The 15,479-nt window shown below is 68.8% G+C and carries 9 protein-coding genes and 1 tRNA gene; 6 read left to right on the top strand and 4 right to left on the bottom strand.

Annotated elements, in window-relative coordinates:
* The first annotated feature begins 114 nt into the window (after positions 1-114).
* The 3 genes from ACH49X_RS29205 to ACH49X_RS29195 all read left to right on the top strand — a co-directional run bounded on the left by ACH49X_RS29205 (position 115) and on the right by ACH49X_RS29195 (position 2,866).
* Positions 115-1,617, top strand: a complete 1,503-nt coding sequence (locus ACH49X_RS29205; RefSeq protein ID WP_323124602.1) for an amino acid permease — start codon at positions 115-117, stop codon at positions 1,615-1,617.
* A 38-nt stretch (positions 1,618-1,655) separates the two neighbouring features.
* A complete protein-coding gene (locus ACH49X_RS29200) occupies positions 1,656-2,573 on the top strand; it encodes a ribonuclease Z (RefSeq protein ID WP_195082504.1) in 918 nt (305 codons plus the stop codon).
* 219 nt (positions 2,574-2,792) lie between these two features.
* Positions 2,793-2,866 (top strand) — tRNA-Leu (locus ACH49X_RS29195).
* Between the two features lie 242 nt (positions 2,867-3,108).
* Here ACH49X_RS29195 and ACH49X_RS29190 read toward each other — a convergent pair.
* Together ACH49X_RS29190 and ACH49X_RS29185 are read right to left on the bottom strand one after the other, a co-directional pair.
* Positions 3,109-3,888 (bottom strand): hypothetical protein, encoded by a 780-nt coding sequence (locus ACH49X_RS29190; protein WP_357208229.1) that lies wholly within the window; start codon positions 3,886-3,888, stop codon positions 3,109-3,111.
* A 127-nt stretch (positions 3,889-4,015) separates the two neighbouring features.
* Positions 4,016-5,245: a helix-turn-helix transcriptional regulator gene (locus ACH49X_RS29185; RefSeq protein ID WP_357208231.1), complete on the bottom strand. Its 1,230-nt coding sequence runs from the start codon at positions 5,243-5,245 to the stop codon at positions 4,016-4,018.
* A 388-nt stretch (positions 5,246-5,633) separates the two neighbouring features.
* On the opposite strand from ACH49X_RS29185, the gene ACH49X_RS29180 reads away from it, so the two are divergent.
* On the top strand, positions 5,634-5,807 hold the full coding sequence (locus ACH49X_RS29180; RefSeq protein ID WP_357208233.1) for a hypothetical protein: 174 nt from the start codon (positions 5,634-5,636) through the stop codon (positions 5,805-5,807).
* A gap of 9 nt (positions 5,808-5,816) precedes the next feature.
* On the opposite strand, the gene ACH49X_RS29175 is transcribed toward ACH49X_RS29180, so the two are convergent.
* Positions 5,817-6,620 carry an SDR family oxidoreductase gene (locus ACH49X_RS29175; RefSeq protein WP_357112226.1) on the bottom strand — a complete coding sequence of 268 codons (804 nt, stop codon included), beginning with the start codon at positions 6,618-6,620 and terminating at the stop codon, positions 5,817-5,819.
* 417 nt (positions 6,621-7,037) lie between these two features.
* On the opposite strand from ACH49X_RS29175, the gene ACH49X_RS29170 reads away from it, so the two are divergent.
* Positions 7,038-8,429, top strand: coding sequence for a three-helix bundle dimerization domain-containing protein (locus ACH49X_RS29170; protein ID WP_357208235.1), 1,392 nt, complete (start codon positions 7,038-7,040; stop codon positions 8,427-8,429).
* Positions 8,430-8,526: 97 nt separating this feature from the next.
* A complete protein-coding gene (locus ACH49X_RS29165; RefSeq protein WP_195082514.1) occupies positions 8,527-8,850 on the top strand; it encodes a hypothetical protein in 324 nt (107 codons plus the stop codon).
* A gap of 6 nt (positions 8,851-8,856) precedes the next feature.
* Here the strand turns inward: ACH49X_RS29165 and ACH49X_RS29160 are convergent, their stop codons facing one another.
* Complete coding sequence (locus ACH49X_RS29160; protein WP_357208237.1) at positions 8,857-15,024, bottom strand: amino acid adenylation domain-containing protein; 6,168 nt, start codon at positions 15,022-15,024, stop codon at positions 8,857-8,859.
* Between the last annotated feature and the right edge of the window lie 455 nt (positions 15,025-15,479).

The following is a 15,479-nucleotide window of genomic DNA, read 5'->3' as shown; positions in this document are numbered from 1 at the left end:
GGGGGCTGATCGTCGCCGCCATCGCGCCATGGCTCCGCGAATTCACGGCCGGCGTGCATCCACTCGCCGTGTGGGTACAGAACACAAGCAAGCAGCAAGGATTAAGGAGAACGCGTGACCAACCCCGGGCCACGAGCCGATTCGGCGGGTGATGTCTCGTCTCGATGGGGCGGTCTGTTCCGCACCAAGTCCATCGAACAGTCGATCCGCGACACCGACGAACCCGACTCGAAACTACGCAAGGACCTGACCGCCTGGGATCTCACCATCTTCGGCGTGGCCGTCGTGGTCGGCGCGGGCATCTTCACCCTCACCGCGCGCACCGCGGGCAATGTCGCGGGTCCGTCCGTCTCGCTCGCCTTCGTGTTCGCCGCCATCGCCTGCGGGCTGACCGCGCTGTGCTACGCCGAGTTCGCCTCCACCGTGCCGGTGGCTGGCAGCGCCTACACCTACTCCTACGCCACCTTCGGCGAACTCGTCGCCTGGATCATCGGCTGGGACCTGATCCTGGAGTTCGCGCTCGCCGCCGCCGTCGTGGCGAAGGGCTGGTCGCAGTACCTCGGCGAGGTGATCGGCACCTCCCCGATCGCGCATCTCGGCCCGGTGACCTTCGACTGGGGCGCGGTGCTGCTGATCACGGTGCTCGGCGTGCTGCTCGCGACCGGCACCAAGGTGTCCTCGCGGGTGTCGGCGGTGGCCGTCGCGATCAAGCTGGGTGTGATCGCGCTGGTGCTGGTCGTCGGCCTCACCTATTTCAAGTCCTCGAACCTCACGCCCTACATCCCGCCGTCGCAGCCCGGTGAGCGGGGTGAAGGGCTGCGGCAGTCGCTGTTCTCCTTCCTGACCGGCGCCGGGGCCAGCAACTTCGGCTGGTACGGCCTGCTCGCCGCCGCCAGCCTGGTGTTCTTCGCGTTCATCGGCTTCGACGTGGTCGCCACGACGGCGGAGGAGACCCGCAATCCGCAGAAGGCGGTGCCGCGCGGCATCCTCGGCTCGCTGCTCATCGTGACGGTCCTGTACGTGGCGGTGTCGCTGGTGCTCACCGGCATGGTGCCCTACACCGAGTTGTCGGGTAACGACGCGACGCTGGCCACGGCGTTCGGCATCCACGGGGTGACCTGGGCGAAGAACATCATCTCGATCGGCGCCCTCGCCGGGCTCACCACGGTGGTCATGGTGATGTACCTCGGGCAGACCCGGGTGCTGTTCGCGATGTCTCGCGACGGGCTGATGCCGCGCAAGCTCGCGCACACCGGCAAGAACGGCACGCCGGTGCGGGTCACCGCCATCGTCGGCGTCGCGTGCGCGCTGCTGGCGGGCTTCGTGGACTTCGGCACGCTGGAGGAGATGGTCAACATCGGCACGCTGTTCGCGTTCGTGCTGGTGTCGGTGGGCGTGCTGATCCTGCGGCGCACCCGCCCTGACCTGCCGCGCGGATTCCGGGTGCCCCTCGTGCCGGTGATCCCCGTCCTTGCGGTGCTGTCGTGCCTGTGGCTGATGCTGAATCTCTCGGTGGAGACCTGGCTGCGATTCCTGGTGTGGATGCTGATCGGGTTCGTGGTCTACTTCGCCTACTCGCGGCGCAACTCCGTGCTCCGGAAGGCTTCCGCCACCTAGTCGCGCGGCCGGAGTTCGGCTGCGGATAGCCTGACGCCGTGTCGCAGCGTGAGTTGGTTGTTCTCGGGACCGCTAGTCAGGTGCCGACGAAACAGCGAAACCACAACGGGTACCTGCTCCGGTGGGACGACGAGGCGATCCTGTTCGATCCCGGTGAGGGCACGCAACGGCAGATGACCTATGCCGGAGTGACCGTCACCGGGCTCACCCGGATCGCCATCACCCATTTCCACGGCGACCACAGTCTCGGGCTGGCCGGAGTGGTGCAGCGGATCAACCTCGACCGGGTGCCGCATCCGGTGGACGTCTGCTTCCCGGCGTCCGGCGCGGCGTACTACGAGCGTCTGGTCAACGCGACGTCCTACTATCACCGCGCCGAGCTGCGCCCCCGTCCGATATTCGGACCAGGCCCCGTGGACCTGCCCGAGGCGCCGTTCACGGTGACGGCGGTCGCGCTCTCGCATCCGGTGGAGGCTTTCGGCTATCGGCTCAGCGAGCCGCCCGGCCGCCGCATCCTGCCGGACCGGCTGCGCGCCCTCGGGCTGCGCGGCCCGGTCATCTCCGAACTGCAACAGCGCGGCAGCGTCGAGTTCGAGGGGCGGACGATCACTTTGGCCGAGATCAGCGAACCGCGATCCGGTCAGAGTTTCGCCTTCGTGATGGACACCCGGCTGTGCCCCGGCATCGCGGAGCTCGCCGCCGATGTCGACATGCTCGTCATCGAGGCCACCTTCCTGGACGCCGACGAACACCTCGCCGTCGAATACGGCCACCTCACCGCGGGCCAAGCCGCGCGGGTGGCCGCCGACGCGGGCGTGCGGACCCTGGTGCTCACCCACTTCTCCCAGCGCTACCGCGACCTCGACGAGCACATGGCCGAAGCGGCGAAGTACTTCACCGGCGAGATCCACATCGCCACCGACCTCGCCCGAATCCCCGTGCCGCCCCGGCGCTGACAGATTCGCCACGCCGAGAACACGCGCGGACGCTAACACCAGCCCGCCGCCGACGATCTAGTTCTCTGGGACGCCTGCCACCCCCGGGCCACGAACAACCGCCACCGGCGCCGGTCACTTGACCGCACCTTCGGCACCCGCCCACGGCCGACGCCCCGCCACCCCGGCGAATTGTCGGAATTCCGGTACAGCCGTACGACTCGGTACGCTGTCCCGGACGCCCCTATAGCCCAATTGGCAGAGGCAGCGGACTTAAAATCCGCCAAGTGTCGGTTCGAGTCCGACTGGGGGCACTCATGGTGCCGCAGGTAGATCGGTGTTCATGCTGTCCGGTTCGGCCGCGTCCACGCCCTCGGTCCGAGTGGATCCGCAGTGGCCAGCGCGCCGCTGTTCATCGCCTCCGCGACCCGTCCAGGTCACGATCACGCAGCTGCCTACCGGCGCGGCCTCTCGAACGTCACAGGTGCACCGCTGTACCGCCTCGGAACTCGCCGTCAGCAGCTCGGCGCGGAAACTGCGCGGATCCATGCGGACGCTAGGACGTCGGCCCCGCCCAGGAGAACTCGGTCGACCAGGTCAGTCCTGCCGTGTGGTCGGTAATGATCAACTCGAAATCCCAGGGTGTGTCGGCGATGTCATCAGGAATCGGAGCCTGGAAGGTTCTGGTAGTTCGCGTCGCCGAAGTCGATTCACCGGCCACCACCTCTGCGGTCCCGAAGTTGGCGCGCAGAACGGCGTCGACGTCGTAGTCCCAGATCGATGGTGCGTGTTCGTCACGCGCGGTCGCGGTGTAGAGGAACTCGATTCCTCTGGGGTTGAGCGTGACCGGTCCAATCCACGCCTCGATCGGGCCTTCATAGTCGGTGACGAAAACCGGATCGGTCAGCATGGCCAATCGACCTCGTGGATCGCCCAGCGGTGCTGGGTAGACGGTGTCGTTCGGCCAATACAGCCGCCGCAGCCAGGGACCGTCGGTGGTGACGTCATCAATGGTCAGCTCGATATCGACCGGTGTCGTATCCGGGGCGAGGTCGGGCAAGGTGATGTTCGTATGGGCGTGGGTGTCGGAGGAGATGCTGCCCCAGCCCACCTCAGTGGACACACCGTTAACCAGTGCCGACGCCCCGACGCGGTAGTGGAGCAACGACGGCGCGGCCTCGCCGACCGCTTCCGCCGCGAGGGACAGCCGCAATCCGGTGGGCGTACGCAGCGCCGGTCCGACCCAACTCAGAATTCCCTTGCTGCCGTCGGACACGAATTCCGGGGGCGTCCACACGGCCAGGACACGATCGGTAGTGCGCTCGCTCGGTGACATCGTCGGCTGTGCTCCTTTTGGATCGCGGTGGTGGACACGGAAAGGGCCGGTTAGGACGCGGGATCGGCACTCGATCAACGTTTAAACGAATCCCAGCCGGGCCAGGTCGTTACTCAACCAACGGGGATCAGGTGTGATCGACCAATTCGGGGGCGGCTTTGCGTATGCGGCGCAGCAGCTTCGACCCACGCTCCGAACCGACGGAGGTCAATGTGGGGAGCGCGGTGCGCCAGAGTTTGGCCGCGTCCTCGTGGTTGCCCATGCGCCAGCGGATGATTCCGGTCTCGGCCAGGCTGATCGCGTGAATCCGCGTGTGCGTTCTGGGATGCCAGATCGTCGCGCTCATGTATTGATAGCGCTCGGCTTCGGCCAAGTCGCCGATCGCGAGGAATGTTTTCGCGGTCTGGCGAGTCACGCTCGCTTTGTTCGGACAGAACAGCGCGGCCCATCGAGGAATCTCCGTCGTCGCCTCGGGCATGATCCATGGCTCGGCTCGGCGAAGCGCCTTGACGGCCTGGACCTTGTCGCCCGTTTCGGCGTAGCACCGTGCCAAGGCGACCTCGAACAGGGTCATCGTGTCGGGGCTGACCTTGCCGCGTGCGCTCAGCACCGCGCGTTCCGCGAGCGGGACACTGTTCTGGGGTTGATGTACGTCGCTGGCGTGCAATGCCAGGATGCGGAAGGCGAATCCGTCTTGGCCCGGCGTTCCGGATTCTTCGGCCAGACGAAGGGCGGACAGGAAGTAGCGTTGCCCGAGTCCGTCCTGCCCTGCGTCGTGGGCCTTGAAGCCCGCCATGTAGGCCAACTCCGACGCGGCGCTGAACGCCTGCGCACGCACCTCGGCGCTGGCGAAGCGCGACCTTAGCAGTGCGGCTACGTCGGTCGCCAAAAACTCCGCCACCGCGGAACGTCCCACATTGCCCCCGCGAACCTCATCCAATCGGAGAAAGGCGTCCGTCACGCCCTGTACGGCTTCGACCTCGGCCATACCCACCCGAGTGGCATCGGTGACGTGCACGAGTCTCGCCGCGTCCGAGAGAGCGGTGAGCGCCGTGGCGGTCAGCGCAGCGGAATACGCCGAATCACGCAGGAACGAGCGACGATCGACGTCGGCCCTGCCGAGAACCGACATCGCGGTGACAGGGTCGGTGAATCCGCCGCAGGCGCGCTCGTACCAGGTGACGACCTCGGACGAAGCGGTCCTACGCCCGGTCTCGTAGTGGCCGAGTGCGGCTTTGCTGTACGGAATCTTGGCGGCTAGTTCGGATAGCGATAGCCCTGCTGCTTCTCGGGCTGCACGCAGCCGGGCACCGAGAACAGCCGCTTGTGGGTCCGGTTCGTTGGCGCTACCGCGCATGGCTCGATCGTAGGCGAAGCCGTATACGGCTGTAGCCGTGAAGACATAACGGCCCGGCTGTGCGGCGGTGAGTCTTGAAGAGCCCCGGCCCGAGACGCACCGCGAGACCGATCGACTTCCTCGGCGTCGGACGCACTTCACACGACAAGGGGTGACGTATGGGGAACACGATTGCGGAGGCGGCTGTTCTGGCGGTACTCGCACCTGGCGGCATGTTGACCGCCGGGCAGATCACCGAGCAAGCCCAGCTAACCGCGTGGAGTGCCCGCCGGGCGATAGGACAACTGGAATCGCGCGGACTGATCATGGCCTCACCACATGCAGCGCGCTGGTCGATCACTCCACGCGGCCGCGCCTATTGGGCCAACCGTGGCAGGTGGTAGCCAGGATGAGCGCGGACACTTGGATCATCGTCGGGTTCGCTATCGCAATCGGCCTGCCGTTGGTTGTCCTCGTTGTAGCGATTCTTTGGCCGGAGCAAGTTCCTAAGGACCGCTCCGTGGATGCGATTCGCCAGCGCATCGAGGAAGAAGACGGCCCGCCTTCCGGTAATCCGACGTAGCTACTGCCCTCAACGCGAAAGTCCGTGGGCGCGGGCGATGATCCGTTCCATGACGGTGCGGGGGAGTAGGCGGCGGAGGGTGAACATGGCGGGGGCGTTGCTTCCTACCGCGTAGAGGGGTTTGGGGCGGTCGGCTTCGATCGCCTTGACGATTGTGGTGGCTACCTTTTCGGGGGTGATTCCCTTTGACTGGTTCTCATCGAGTTTCGCCATGAAGGTCGTGAAATCGGCGGTGTGGGGGGAACCTTCGGTGAGGTATTTGGTGCGGCGTTCGCGGAGGCCGGTGTCGATCTGGCCGGGTTCGACGGCGGTGATCCAGACGCCGAAGGGGGATTCCTCGAAGCGGGCGGCGACCGCGAAGCCGCGCAGTGCCGCCTTGGTGGCGACGTAGGAGGACCGGTAGGGCATCGGGAAGCTGGCGAGCATCGAGCCGACCATGACGACGCGGCCGTACCGGCGTTCCCGCATGCCGGGCAGCACCGCTCCGGTCAGGGCGACCGGGCCGAGCACGTTCAGCTGGAACAGTCGCTCGACGGCGTCGGTGGGCAGCTCGGCCAGCGGACCCGCCTGGCTCTCGCCCGCGTTGTTCACCAGCACATCGACGTGGTCCAGACCGGCCGCGAACGTCTCGATCGACGCCGGATCGGTGAGATCCAGCGCCCGGTACTCGACCCCCGGCAGCACGGCGTCCGAACCGATGGAATCGGGATTGCGGCTGGTGCCGATCACGCGATACCCACGCCCGGCCAGCGCGGCTGCGGTGGCCTTCCCGATTCCGGACGACGCACCGGTGACCACAGCGACGCGAGACATAACGCTCCTTTCGACGGCAACATGCTGACGATATCGTCAAGTTCCCGCTTTGTGCTACCCGCAAGTAACTCCTGAGCTTCGCGACGAGTGCGGGGTCCCGGTCCGGCGGCGGTGGGAAACGGGAGTACAACACGTGGTGGCGGCTCGGATATTGCCCATTGAATTCTCCATGGCGGGCTGGAGTCCGAACGGGGCGTCGGCAGGTTCCCGCGGGTGCGGCGCGAGAGTGGCTCGCGGGCCCGTGAGCTGGGCGTACGGGCTCGGGGCCCGATGTGAGAAGCCCACCGCCGCAGCGGAAATCGTTCACCTGTGGGAAATCCGGACGTATGTCGGCGGCCGAACGATGGGGCTAGTGTTGGCCGGCGCGGTGCAGGCCGGAGACGCTGCCGCGCTACCCCCGACGCCGAGGAGATTGTGGTGGTTGTCGATACCGTCCGTGAGGAACAGGCGATCCGTCAGATGACGGAGCGGCTGGTCGAAAACTACACCGAGACATATTCTCCCGAGCATATCGAGAGCGCCGTCGGTGCGGCGCGGCAGAAGTTCGCGGGCCGCCCGGTGCGGCAATTCGTTCCGATTCTGATCGAGCGGGTGGTGCGGCGGGAATTGGAGAAGTCGCCGGAGGCGGAAGTGCAACCCGCCACGGTCCCGCTGGACCAGGAACCGCAGGCCTCCACTCCGGGAAAACTGTCGGAGTTCCGCGAGTTGTGGACCTCGAAGAAGCGTTTCGCTCCGTACGCGCTGGGAGCCGTCGTCATCCTGACGGTTCTCGCCGTGGTTTTCGCCACGCGCCAACCCACTCCCGAGACGCCCGCCGCCGCGCCCGCCGCGCCGCTCACGGTCGTCCACGGTGTGGTCGGCTCGGAGAAGATGCCGTTCTTCCAAGATCCCGAAGTGGTCGACGCGCTCGCGCGCAACGGTGTGCGCGTCGAGGCCGAGCCCGCCGGATCGCGGCAGATCGCCACGTCCATCGATCTCACGAGATTCGATTTCGCCTTCCCGTCCAGTGAGCAGGCGGCCGAGCGAATTCAACGGCAGCGCAACGTGACCGCGAAGTACACGCCGTTCTCCTCGCCGATGGCCATCGCGACGTTCACCCCGATCACCGATCTGCTCACCCGGGCGGGAGCGGTGCGCCCCGGCCAGGTGCCCACCCTGGATCTGCGCCGCTACCTGGAGCTGGTTCGCAACGGCACCCGCTGGGACGAACTGCCCGACAACGCCGCCTACCCGGTGCGCAAGAACATCCTGATCTCCACCACCGACCCGCGCAGCTCCAACTCCGCCGCCATGTACCTGGCCGCGGCGAGCTACGTCGCGAACAACAACACGATCGTGCAGGGGCCCAACGCCGAGCAGGCCGTCCTGCCCGCCGTGTCGCGACTGTTCGTGGGCCAGGGTTACACCGAGAACACCACGGAAGGTCCGTTCAACAACTACCTCGCCACGGGGATGGGTCCCACGCCGTTGGCCTGGATCTACGAGGCGCAGTATGTCGAGGCGACCGTGCGCGGCCAGATCAAGCCAGGGATGACGCTGCTGTACCCGTCACCGACGGTGTTGTCCCGGCACACGCTGGTGCCGTTCGGCGCGACGGGTGACCGGCTCGGTCGGCTGCTGTCCACCGATCCGGAGTTGCAGCGGCTGGCCGCCGAGCACGGCTTCCGCACCAACGACGGCGCCCAGTTCGCGAAGGTCGTCGCCGAACACAACGTCCAGGTGGCCCCCGATCTGCTGGACGTCGTCGCCACCCCGACCTACGACACCCTGGAGCGCTTGCTCGACGGAGTCACCAAGTCCTACAACTGAAGCACGGACGCGCTCGCGTTTCGGCGCAGGCGATCCGGGCATCCCTTCCGCATCAGGAACCGGAACGACGGCCGGTATCGCGGCGGGAGGAACAGCAGTGACAGCGGACGAGGGCCCATGGGAGATACCCCCGATCGATGACGCCCCGGATATCGCGCGCGACTCCGCGCCGCCGCCGGGAGCGACGTTGGCCGACGCCAGGAACTGGCCGGGTTACGGGTTGCTGCTGGTCGCCGCGGCGGGCGCGATAGCCGCCGCGGTCCTCGCGGGCTTGGGACTCGGTCGGCTCTCGGTGGTCGCCGCGATCATTACGGTCGTCTTCCTGCTGGTGGGGGTGGGTTTGATCGTGCTGGAGCAGGTGCGGGCCCGCAGGCGCACCGAACAGCCCGCCGAGCGCGCCACCGTGCCGCCGGGGTACTGAGAAACCTCAATCCCGGGGCAGGAAGCCCGACGCGATGAACTCCCGCACGAAGGTGTCCACCACCGTCCGGTCCACTGTGGGGCAGTCCAGGCCCGCGTCCGCGAGCGCGGCGCGGGTGTGCTCGTCGGCCCAGTCGAGATGACCGGCGAGTTCGGCGAAGTTGTGGCTCAGCATGGCCGCGCGCACCAGCGAATCGTCGCCGAGCGCGTCCCGCCGCCGCGCTTCCCTGGCCAGGCCCGCGCGCACCGCGTCCTCCGGCATCGTCGCCACCGGCAACCCGTGCGCGCGCAGACTCGCGAGAATCTCCCCGACCGGTACCGGAGCCCGATTGACCAGGTGATACACGGTTTCCGAGCGCGGGCGAACGGAGATCTCCGCGATGGCGCCCGCCACGTAGCTCACCGGCACCAAGGAGACGGTCGCGTCGCCCACGTCGGGCGCCATGCCTAGCATCGCGGCGGCTCGCACCATGTTCCACAGCGAATCCTGCGGGCTGTTCACGCCGATGTCCGGGCACCCGCAGATGGTGCCAGGCCGGTAGATGGCGATGGGCACGCCCCGCTCGCCTGCCTGGCGGACCAGTTCCTCGGCCGCCCATTTGGACGCGAGGTAGCCGTTGCCGGGCACCTGCCCCGCGCGCAGGCGGACATCCTCGGTGACCACCGGCGAATCCGGCGTCGCGGCGACGGCCGCGCCCATGGTGGAGACCAGATGGAACGGCTTGACCCGCCGCGTCGTCGCCAGCCGCAACAACTCGCGGGTGCCCTCGACGTTGGCTTGCCGCAGCCGCGCGTACGGGTCGACGTGATTGACGCGCGCGCCGTTGTGGTAGATCGCGTCGATGCTGTCGGCCAAGCGTTCGTAGTCGGCGGGGTCCAGGCCGAGATGCGGCGCGGTGAGATCGCCCGCGACCACGACGATCCGCTCGGCGGCGGTGGTCCCCGACAGCCGGTAGTGGCTCAGCGCGCCCAGGATGCGGTCGATGCCCTCCTCGGCGTCGGCGGCGCGCACCACGCACCACACCCGGGCCTCGGTGCGATCCAGCAGCGCTTGCAGCAGGTGGACGCCGAGAAAACCGGTCGCGCCGGTCAGCAGGATCTCCTGCGGCGGACCGGTGTGCGCCGGTTCGCATCCGCCGATGCCGATTTCCGGCTCCAGCACGGCGTCGCGTTCCGGTGTCGCGGCCGTGGGCGCGGACCCGCCTGCCAGCCGGGCCGCGAGGCCGCCGACGGTCGGGGCCGCGAGGATCGCCGACATCGGCACGTCCCGGCCGAGCCGCTTCGACAACCGCTGGTGCAACGTGAAGGCGAGCAGCGACGACCCGCCGAGTTCGAAGAAGTCGTCGGCCACCCCGATCGGGCACACCGCGAGCACGTCGGCGAAGACTTCCGCGATCGCGCGCTCCAACGCGGTGCCGGGACGCGCGCCGGTGCGGGCGGCGAACACCGGCTGGGGCAGCGCGGCGCGATCGAGTTTGCCGCTGGTGTTCACCGGGAATGCGTCGAGCGCGAGCACCGCCGAAGGCACCATGTAGCCGGGTAGCATCCGCGCGACCGACTGCCGCACCGCGTCCGGGTCGACGGTGGCCCCCGGCGCGGCGACGACATAGCCGACCAGCCGGTCCCCGGCGTCGGAGCCCTTGACCGCCACCGCGGCCCGGCCCACCGCCGGGTCGGCCAGCAAGGCCGCTTCGATCTCGCCGAGTTCGATGCGATGGCCGCGCACCTTCACCTGGAAGTCCGTGCGGCCCAGGTAGTCCAGGGTGCCGGCGCGATTCCATCGCACCAGGTCACCGGTCCGGTACATCCGTTCCCCCGGGTGCAGCGGATCGGCGATGAACCGGGCCGCGGTCAGCCCGGGGGCGCCGTGGTAGCCGCGGGCCAGCTGAACGCCACCCAGATACAGCTCGCCCGCCACGCCCACCGGGACCGGCCGCAAACGGTCGTCGAGCACGTGGCAGCGTGAATTCCATTCCGGCACACCGATGGAAACGCTGGCCGCGGTGCGGTCGGCGGCCGAGACGGCGTGCCGCGTGATGCTCACCGCGGCTTCGGTCGGACCGTACAGATTGTGCAACTCGGCCCCGGACACCGTCGCGAAGGCGCGGGCGGTCTCCGGGGGCAACGCCTCACCGATGACGAAAACGGCTCGCAACGAGGACAATTCGTCCGCGGTCGCCTGCTGGGCGAACACGGTGAGCATCGCGGGAACGAAATCGGTGAGCGTCACCCGGTGTGCGGCGATCAGCCGCCCGAGCGCCGCCGGATCGCGATGCTCGTCCGGCCCGGCCAGCACCAGCCGTGCGCCCGCGCGCAACGGCAGGAAATAGCCCCACAACGACACGTCGAAGGTCGCGGGGGTCTTGTGCAGATAGACGTCGGTGGCGTCGACGCCGTATTCCGCCTGCATCCAGGCGAGCTGGTGCACGATCGCCCGATGACTGATCGCCACGCCCTTGGGGCGGCCGGTCGAGCCGGAGGTGTAGATGAGATACGCGGGGTGGTCGGCGTGCCACGGCGTCAGCCGCTCGGCGTCGAGCACGGGTTCCGCGCCGAAACGGTCGAGGTCCATGGCGTCGACGTCGTACGCCGCGACGGCCGTGAAGTCGTCTTCGGCGGTGGTCAGCACGCACCGCGGCTGTGCGGACTCGAGCACGTGCCGGATGCGCTCGGCCGGATGGCCGGGATCGATCGGCACCCAGGCCGCGCCCGCCGCCACGATCGCGTGCAGCGCCACGACCTGCTGGATCGATCGCCGCATCGCCACGGCGACGACGGTCTCCGCGCCGACGCCCTGTTCGATCAGCCAGCGAGCCAGCCGCGCGGACCGCTCGACCAGCCGCGCGTAGGTGATGGTCTCGGACCCGCAGACCACGGCGATCGCGTCGGGCGTCGCCGCGGCTTGCCGCGCCGTCGCGGCGGTGAGCGGCTCGGCTTGCACGCTGTGTTCCGGCCCAGTGCCCCAGGACCGGATCCGCTTGTGCTCGACCGGATCCATGATGTCGATGTCGCCCACCACGGCATCGGGCTCGGCCGCGACCCGGTGCAGGATGCGGATATAACCGTCGAGGAAGCGCTGCACCGTGTGCTCGTCGAACAGGTCGGTGCTGTAGCCGAATCGGATGATGATCTCGCCCGGCTCGCCGTCGTCGTCGCGGGTGTCGACCACACCGATGTGCAGATCGGTTTTCGCCGTGTCGGCGTCCACGTCGAGGAACGACACGCTCGGCCCCGACAGGTCGAGGGTGGCCTGCGTGAAGTTCTGGAACGCGAAGCCGACCTGGTAGAGCGGGTGGCGTCCGGGCGAGCGGGTCGGGTCGACCGCGTCGACCACGTGCTCGAACGGCACCTCGGAGTGCGCGAAGTTGACCAGGTCCCGTTCCCTGGTGCGGCGCAGCAGCTCGGTGAAAGTCTCCGCGGGCTCGATCCTGGTGCGGGAGACGGTGGTGTTGACGAACATGCCGACGACGTCCGCGAGCGCGGGCTCGGCCCGGTTGGTCATCGGCACGCCGATCGCGATGTCGTGGCTTCCGGACAGGCGCGCCAGCAGCACGGCGAGCGCCGAGCGCATCACCATGAACAGCGTCGACCGGTGGGCGCGCGCGACGGTGAGCAGGTCGCGGTGCAGACTCGCCCGCGCCGACCGCTGGGTGGCCGAGCCGCGCAGTGTGGCCACCGGCGGGCGCGGCCGGTCGGCGGGCAGATCGAGTTCGTCGGGCAGACCGGCCAGCTCGCCGGTCCAGTACGCCAGCTGCCGAGACAACAGGGAATCGGGGTCGTCGCGGGAACCGAGCAGATCCTGCTGCCACAGGGCGTAGTCGGCGTACTGCACATCCGGTGGCCGCCAGGCCGGTGCGGCGCCCGCGCTGCGTGCGGCGTAGGCCATCGCCACATCGCGGGCCAGCGGCGCCAAGGAGGACCCGTCGGCGCAGATGTGGTGCAGCGCGCAGACCAGGACGTATTCGGTGGGGGTGCGCAGCAGCCGCACGCGCAGCGGCACCTCGGCCGACACGTCGAACCCGTGGCGCAGGATCGCGCGCACCCGGTCGGGAACCGCGTCGTCGGACAGTTCCTCGACCGCGAAATCACCGACCACGTGCTCGGTGTCGAGAATCAGCTGCCGCGGGCCGGTCGCGTCGGCCGGATACTTGGTGCGCAGCGCCTCGTGCCGCTCGACGGTATCGGCGAAGGCCGCGCGCAAGGCGGGAATGTCCAGTTCCGACAGTCGCAGCGCGAAGCCGATGTTGTCCACCGAGGACATGGTGTCGAACTGGTTGCGCAGCCAGAATCGCAGTTGGGCGGGCGAGAGCGGGATGCGCTGCGGCCGGGTTCGCGCGCGCAGCACCGGGCGCGCGGTGTCGAATTGCTGCGAGCGGATGGCTTGGGCCAGGCCTGCGACCGTCGGATGGTCGAACACCAGCCGGGGCGGGATGCGCAGCCGCCACGTTTCGCTCAGGCGCGCGGCCACCTGGGTCGCCAGCAGCGAGTTGCCACCCGCGGCGAAGAAATCGGCGTCGGCGCTGAACCGCTCCCGGCCCAGCACGCGTGCGAAGACTTCGGCGACCGTCTCCTCGCCGAGGTCGACGGCGGGCCGATAGTCGGGCTCGTCCAGGGCGCGCACGCGCAGGGCGGGCCGATCTGCCTTGCCCGTCGGGGTGCGCGGGATTCGTTCCACGACCGTGATGGTGTTGGGCACCATGTATTTCGGCAGCAGCGCGGCCAGCGCGTCGGCCAGAGTGGCGGGATCAGGGACATGGCCCGGTTCGGGCTGGACGAAGGAGGCCAGCGTGGTCTCGCCCGTGGCGGTCTTGCGGTCGACGGTCACGGCCAGCAGGATGCCGGGCTGGGTCGACAGGATGGCGTCGATCTCGCCGAGTTCGATCCGGAAGCCCCTGATCTTGACCTGGTCGTCGGCGCGGCCGAAATAGTCCAGCTCACCGGAGGTCGTGCGCCGGACGAGATCGCCGGTGCGGTACATCCGGGAGCCGGGCGGCCCGAACGGGTCGGCGAGAAACCGCTGCCCGGTCAGACCGGGGCGGCCGTGGTAACCCCTGGCCACTCCCGGCCCGGACACATACAGCTCGCCGACGACACCGACGCCGACCGGGCGCAGCCGGTGATCGAGGACCTGGCAGCGCATGCCGGGCACGGCCGATCCGATCGTGACCGGTGCGTCCGGTCCCAAGGCGGGGCTCAGCGTCGCCACGATGGTGGATTCCGTTGGGCCGTAAGCATTGTGAAACAGCCGGTCGTCGGCCGCCCAGTGCCGGGGCAACATCGGCGGGCACGGCTCGCCGCCGACGATGACCGAACGCAGGGCGGGCAATCCGTCCGGCTCGATCGTGGCCAGCGCGGACGGGGTGAGGAACGCGTGGGTGATGGATTGCCGCGCGAGCAATTCCACCAACGCCGTGCCGCCGTACAGGGTCGGCGGGGCGATCACCAGCGTGGCGGCGCGGGAGATCGCGAGCAACAACTCCAGCACCGAGGCGTCGAAACTCGGCGACGCGAAATGCAGCACCCGCGCGTCTTCGTCCAGCGCGTGGCGCGCGGCCAGTTCGGCGCACAGCGGGGCGAGCCCGGCATGGGTGACGGCAACGCCTTTGGGCCGTCCGGTCGATCCCGATGTGTAGATCACGTAGGCCGTGTGGGCGGGGCGAAGTCGAGCGGGCCGCTCGAAGTACGCGATCGGACCCGCGGGGTTCGACGCCACCTGCGCGATGAAATCGGCGTCGTCCAGCGCGAACCAGCGCACGTCGGCCGGCAGCGTCGCCGCGTGTGCGGTCCGGGTCAGACCGAGCGCGGCGCCGCTGTCGGCGACCTGGAAACGTATGCGCGACAAGGGAAGTGCCGGATCGATAGGCACGAACGCGGCGCCGGTCTTCGCGATCGCCCACACGGCGAGCACCGAATCGAGCGAGCGCGCCACCGCCACCGCCACCGCCGTTTCGGGCCCCGCATCCGCCGCGATCAGCGTGCGGGCCAGCCGGGACGACCGGGCGTCGAGGTCGCGATAGGTAATCTCACCGTCCTCGCAGACCACCGCGACGCCGTCGGGATTGTGCTCCGCGGCGGCGGTCAGCAGCGCGGCGAACGTCGGTGCGGCCGACTCCGTCGATCTGCGGCGACGGCCGTTCCGGGCGGGTGGACGAGTATCCCGGATGCCGCTGGTCATGTGATCGTCCCGTTCCGCGTGGCAGTAAACGGCCAGATGCTATAGCCGCACGGCGGGATTCCTCACCGATGAGAAGGCGATACCGCTCCGGTCACCGGCGGCGTGCACGGCGACGCCGTCCAGCACGGCAGCGAGCCCGACGCTGTTGGGCGTGTCACCAACGGTCGCAATGGGTTTCGAGCCCGGCCGCAAGGGATGCCCGCGCAGGCATGGTCGCAGGGCGGCGCCGGCGACAGGCTGTCGGTACGAACCCGCCGCCGTGGGTGCTGGAGCTGCCCGGCACCGGCATCGTGCTGGTCGTCGACGGAAGCGTGACTGCCGCACCTGTGGCTCGGCGACGGGAAATCCACGCTCGATATCGTCAGCGCCCGGTTCTGCGTGCCGGGCGGTCCGAACCGAAGGCGCGCCGGTCGCGGATCGGTTCGGCGACCCGCTCGGCGTGATGGTGATCGACG

Origin of the sequence: Nocardia sp. NPDC019323 (assembly GCF_044389845.1) — a bacterium.
Classification (GTDB): domain Bacteria; phylum Actinomycetota; class Actinomycetes; order Mycobacteriales; family Mycobacteriaceae; genus Nocardia; species Nocardia implantans.
The sequence above is the reverse complement of the archived record's forward strand: the minus strand, read 5'-3'. Positions and strand labels throughout refer to the sequence as shown.

Bases quoted from the DNA above. Each gene is read 5' to 3' on its own strand.
- ACH49X_RS29185 (WP_357208231.1), bottom strand. From the start codon at position 5,245: ATGCGCGGTAGCGCCAACGAACCGGACCCACAAGCGGCTGTTCTCGGT.
- ACH49X_RS29175 (WP_357112226.1), bottom strand. From the start codon at position 6,620: ATGTCTCGCGTCGCTGTGGTCACCGGTGCGTCGTCCGGAATCGGGAAG.
- ACH49X_RS29160 (WP_357208237.1), bottom strand. From the start codon at position 15,024: ATGACCAGCGGCATCCGGGATACTCGTCCACCCGCCCGGAACGGCCGT.
- ACH49X_RS29190 (WP_357208229.1), bottom strand. From the start codon at position 3,888: ATGTCACCGAGCGAGCGCACTACCGATCGTGTCCTGGCCGTGTGGACG.
- ACH49X_RS29180 (WP_357208233.1), top strand. From the start codon at position 5,634: ATGAGCGCGGACACTTGGATCATCGTCGGGTTCGCTATCGCAATCGGC.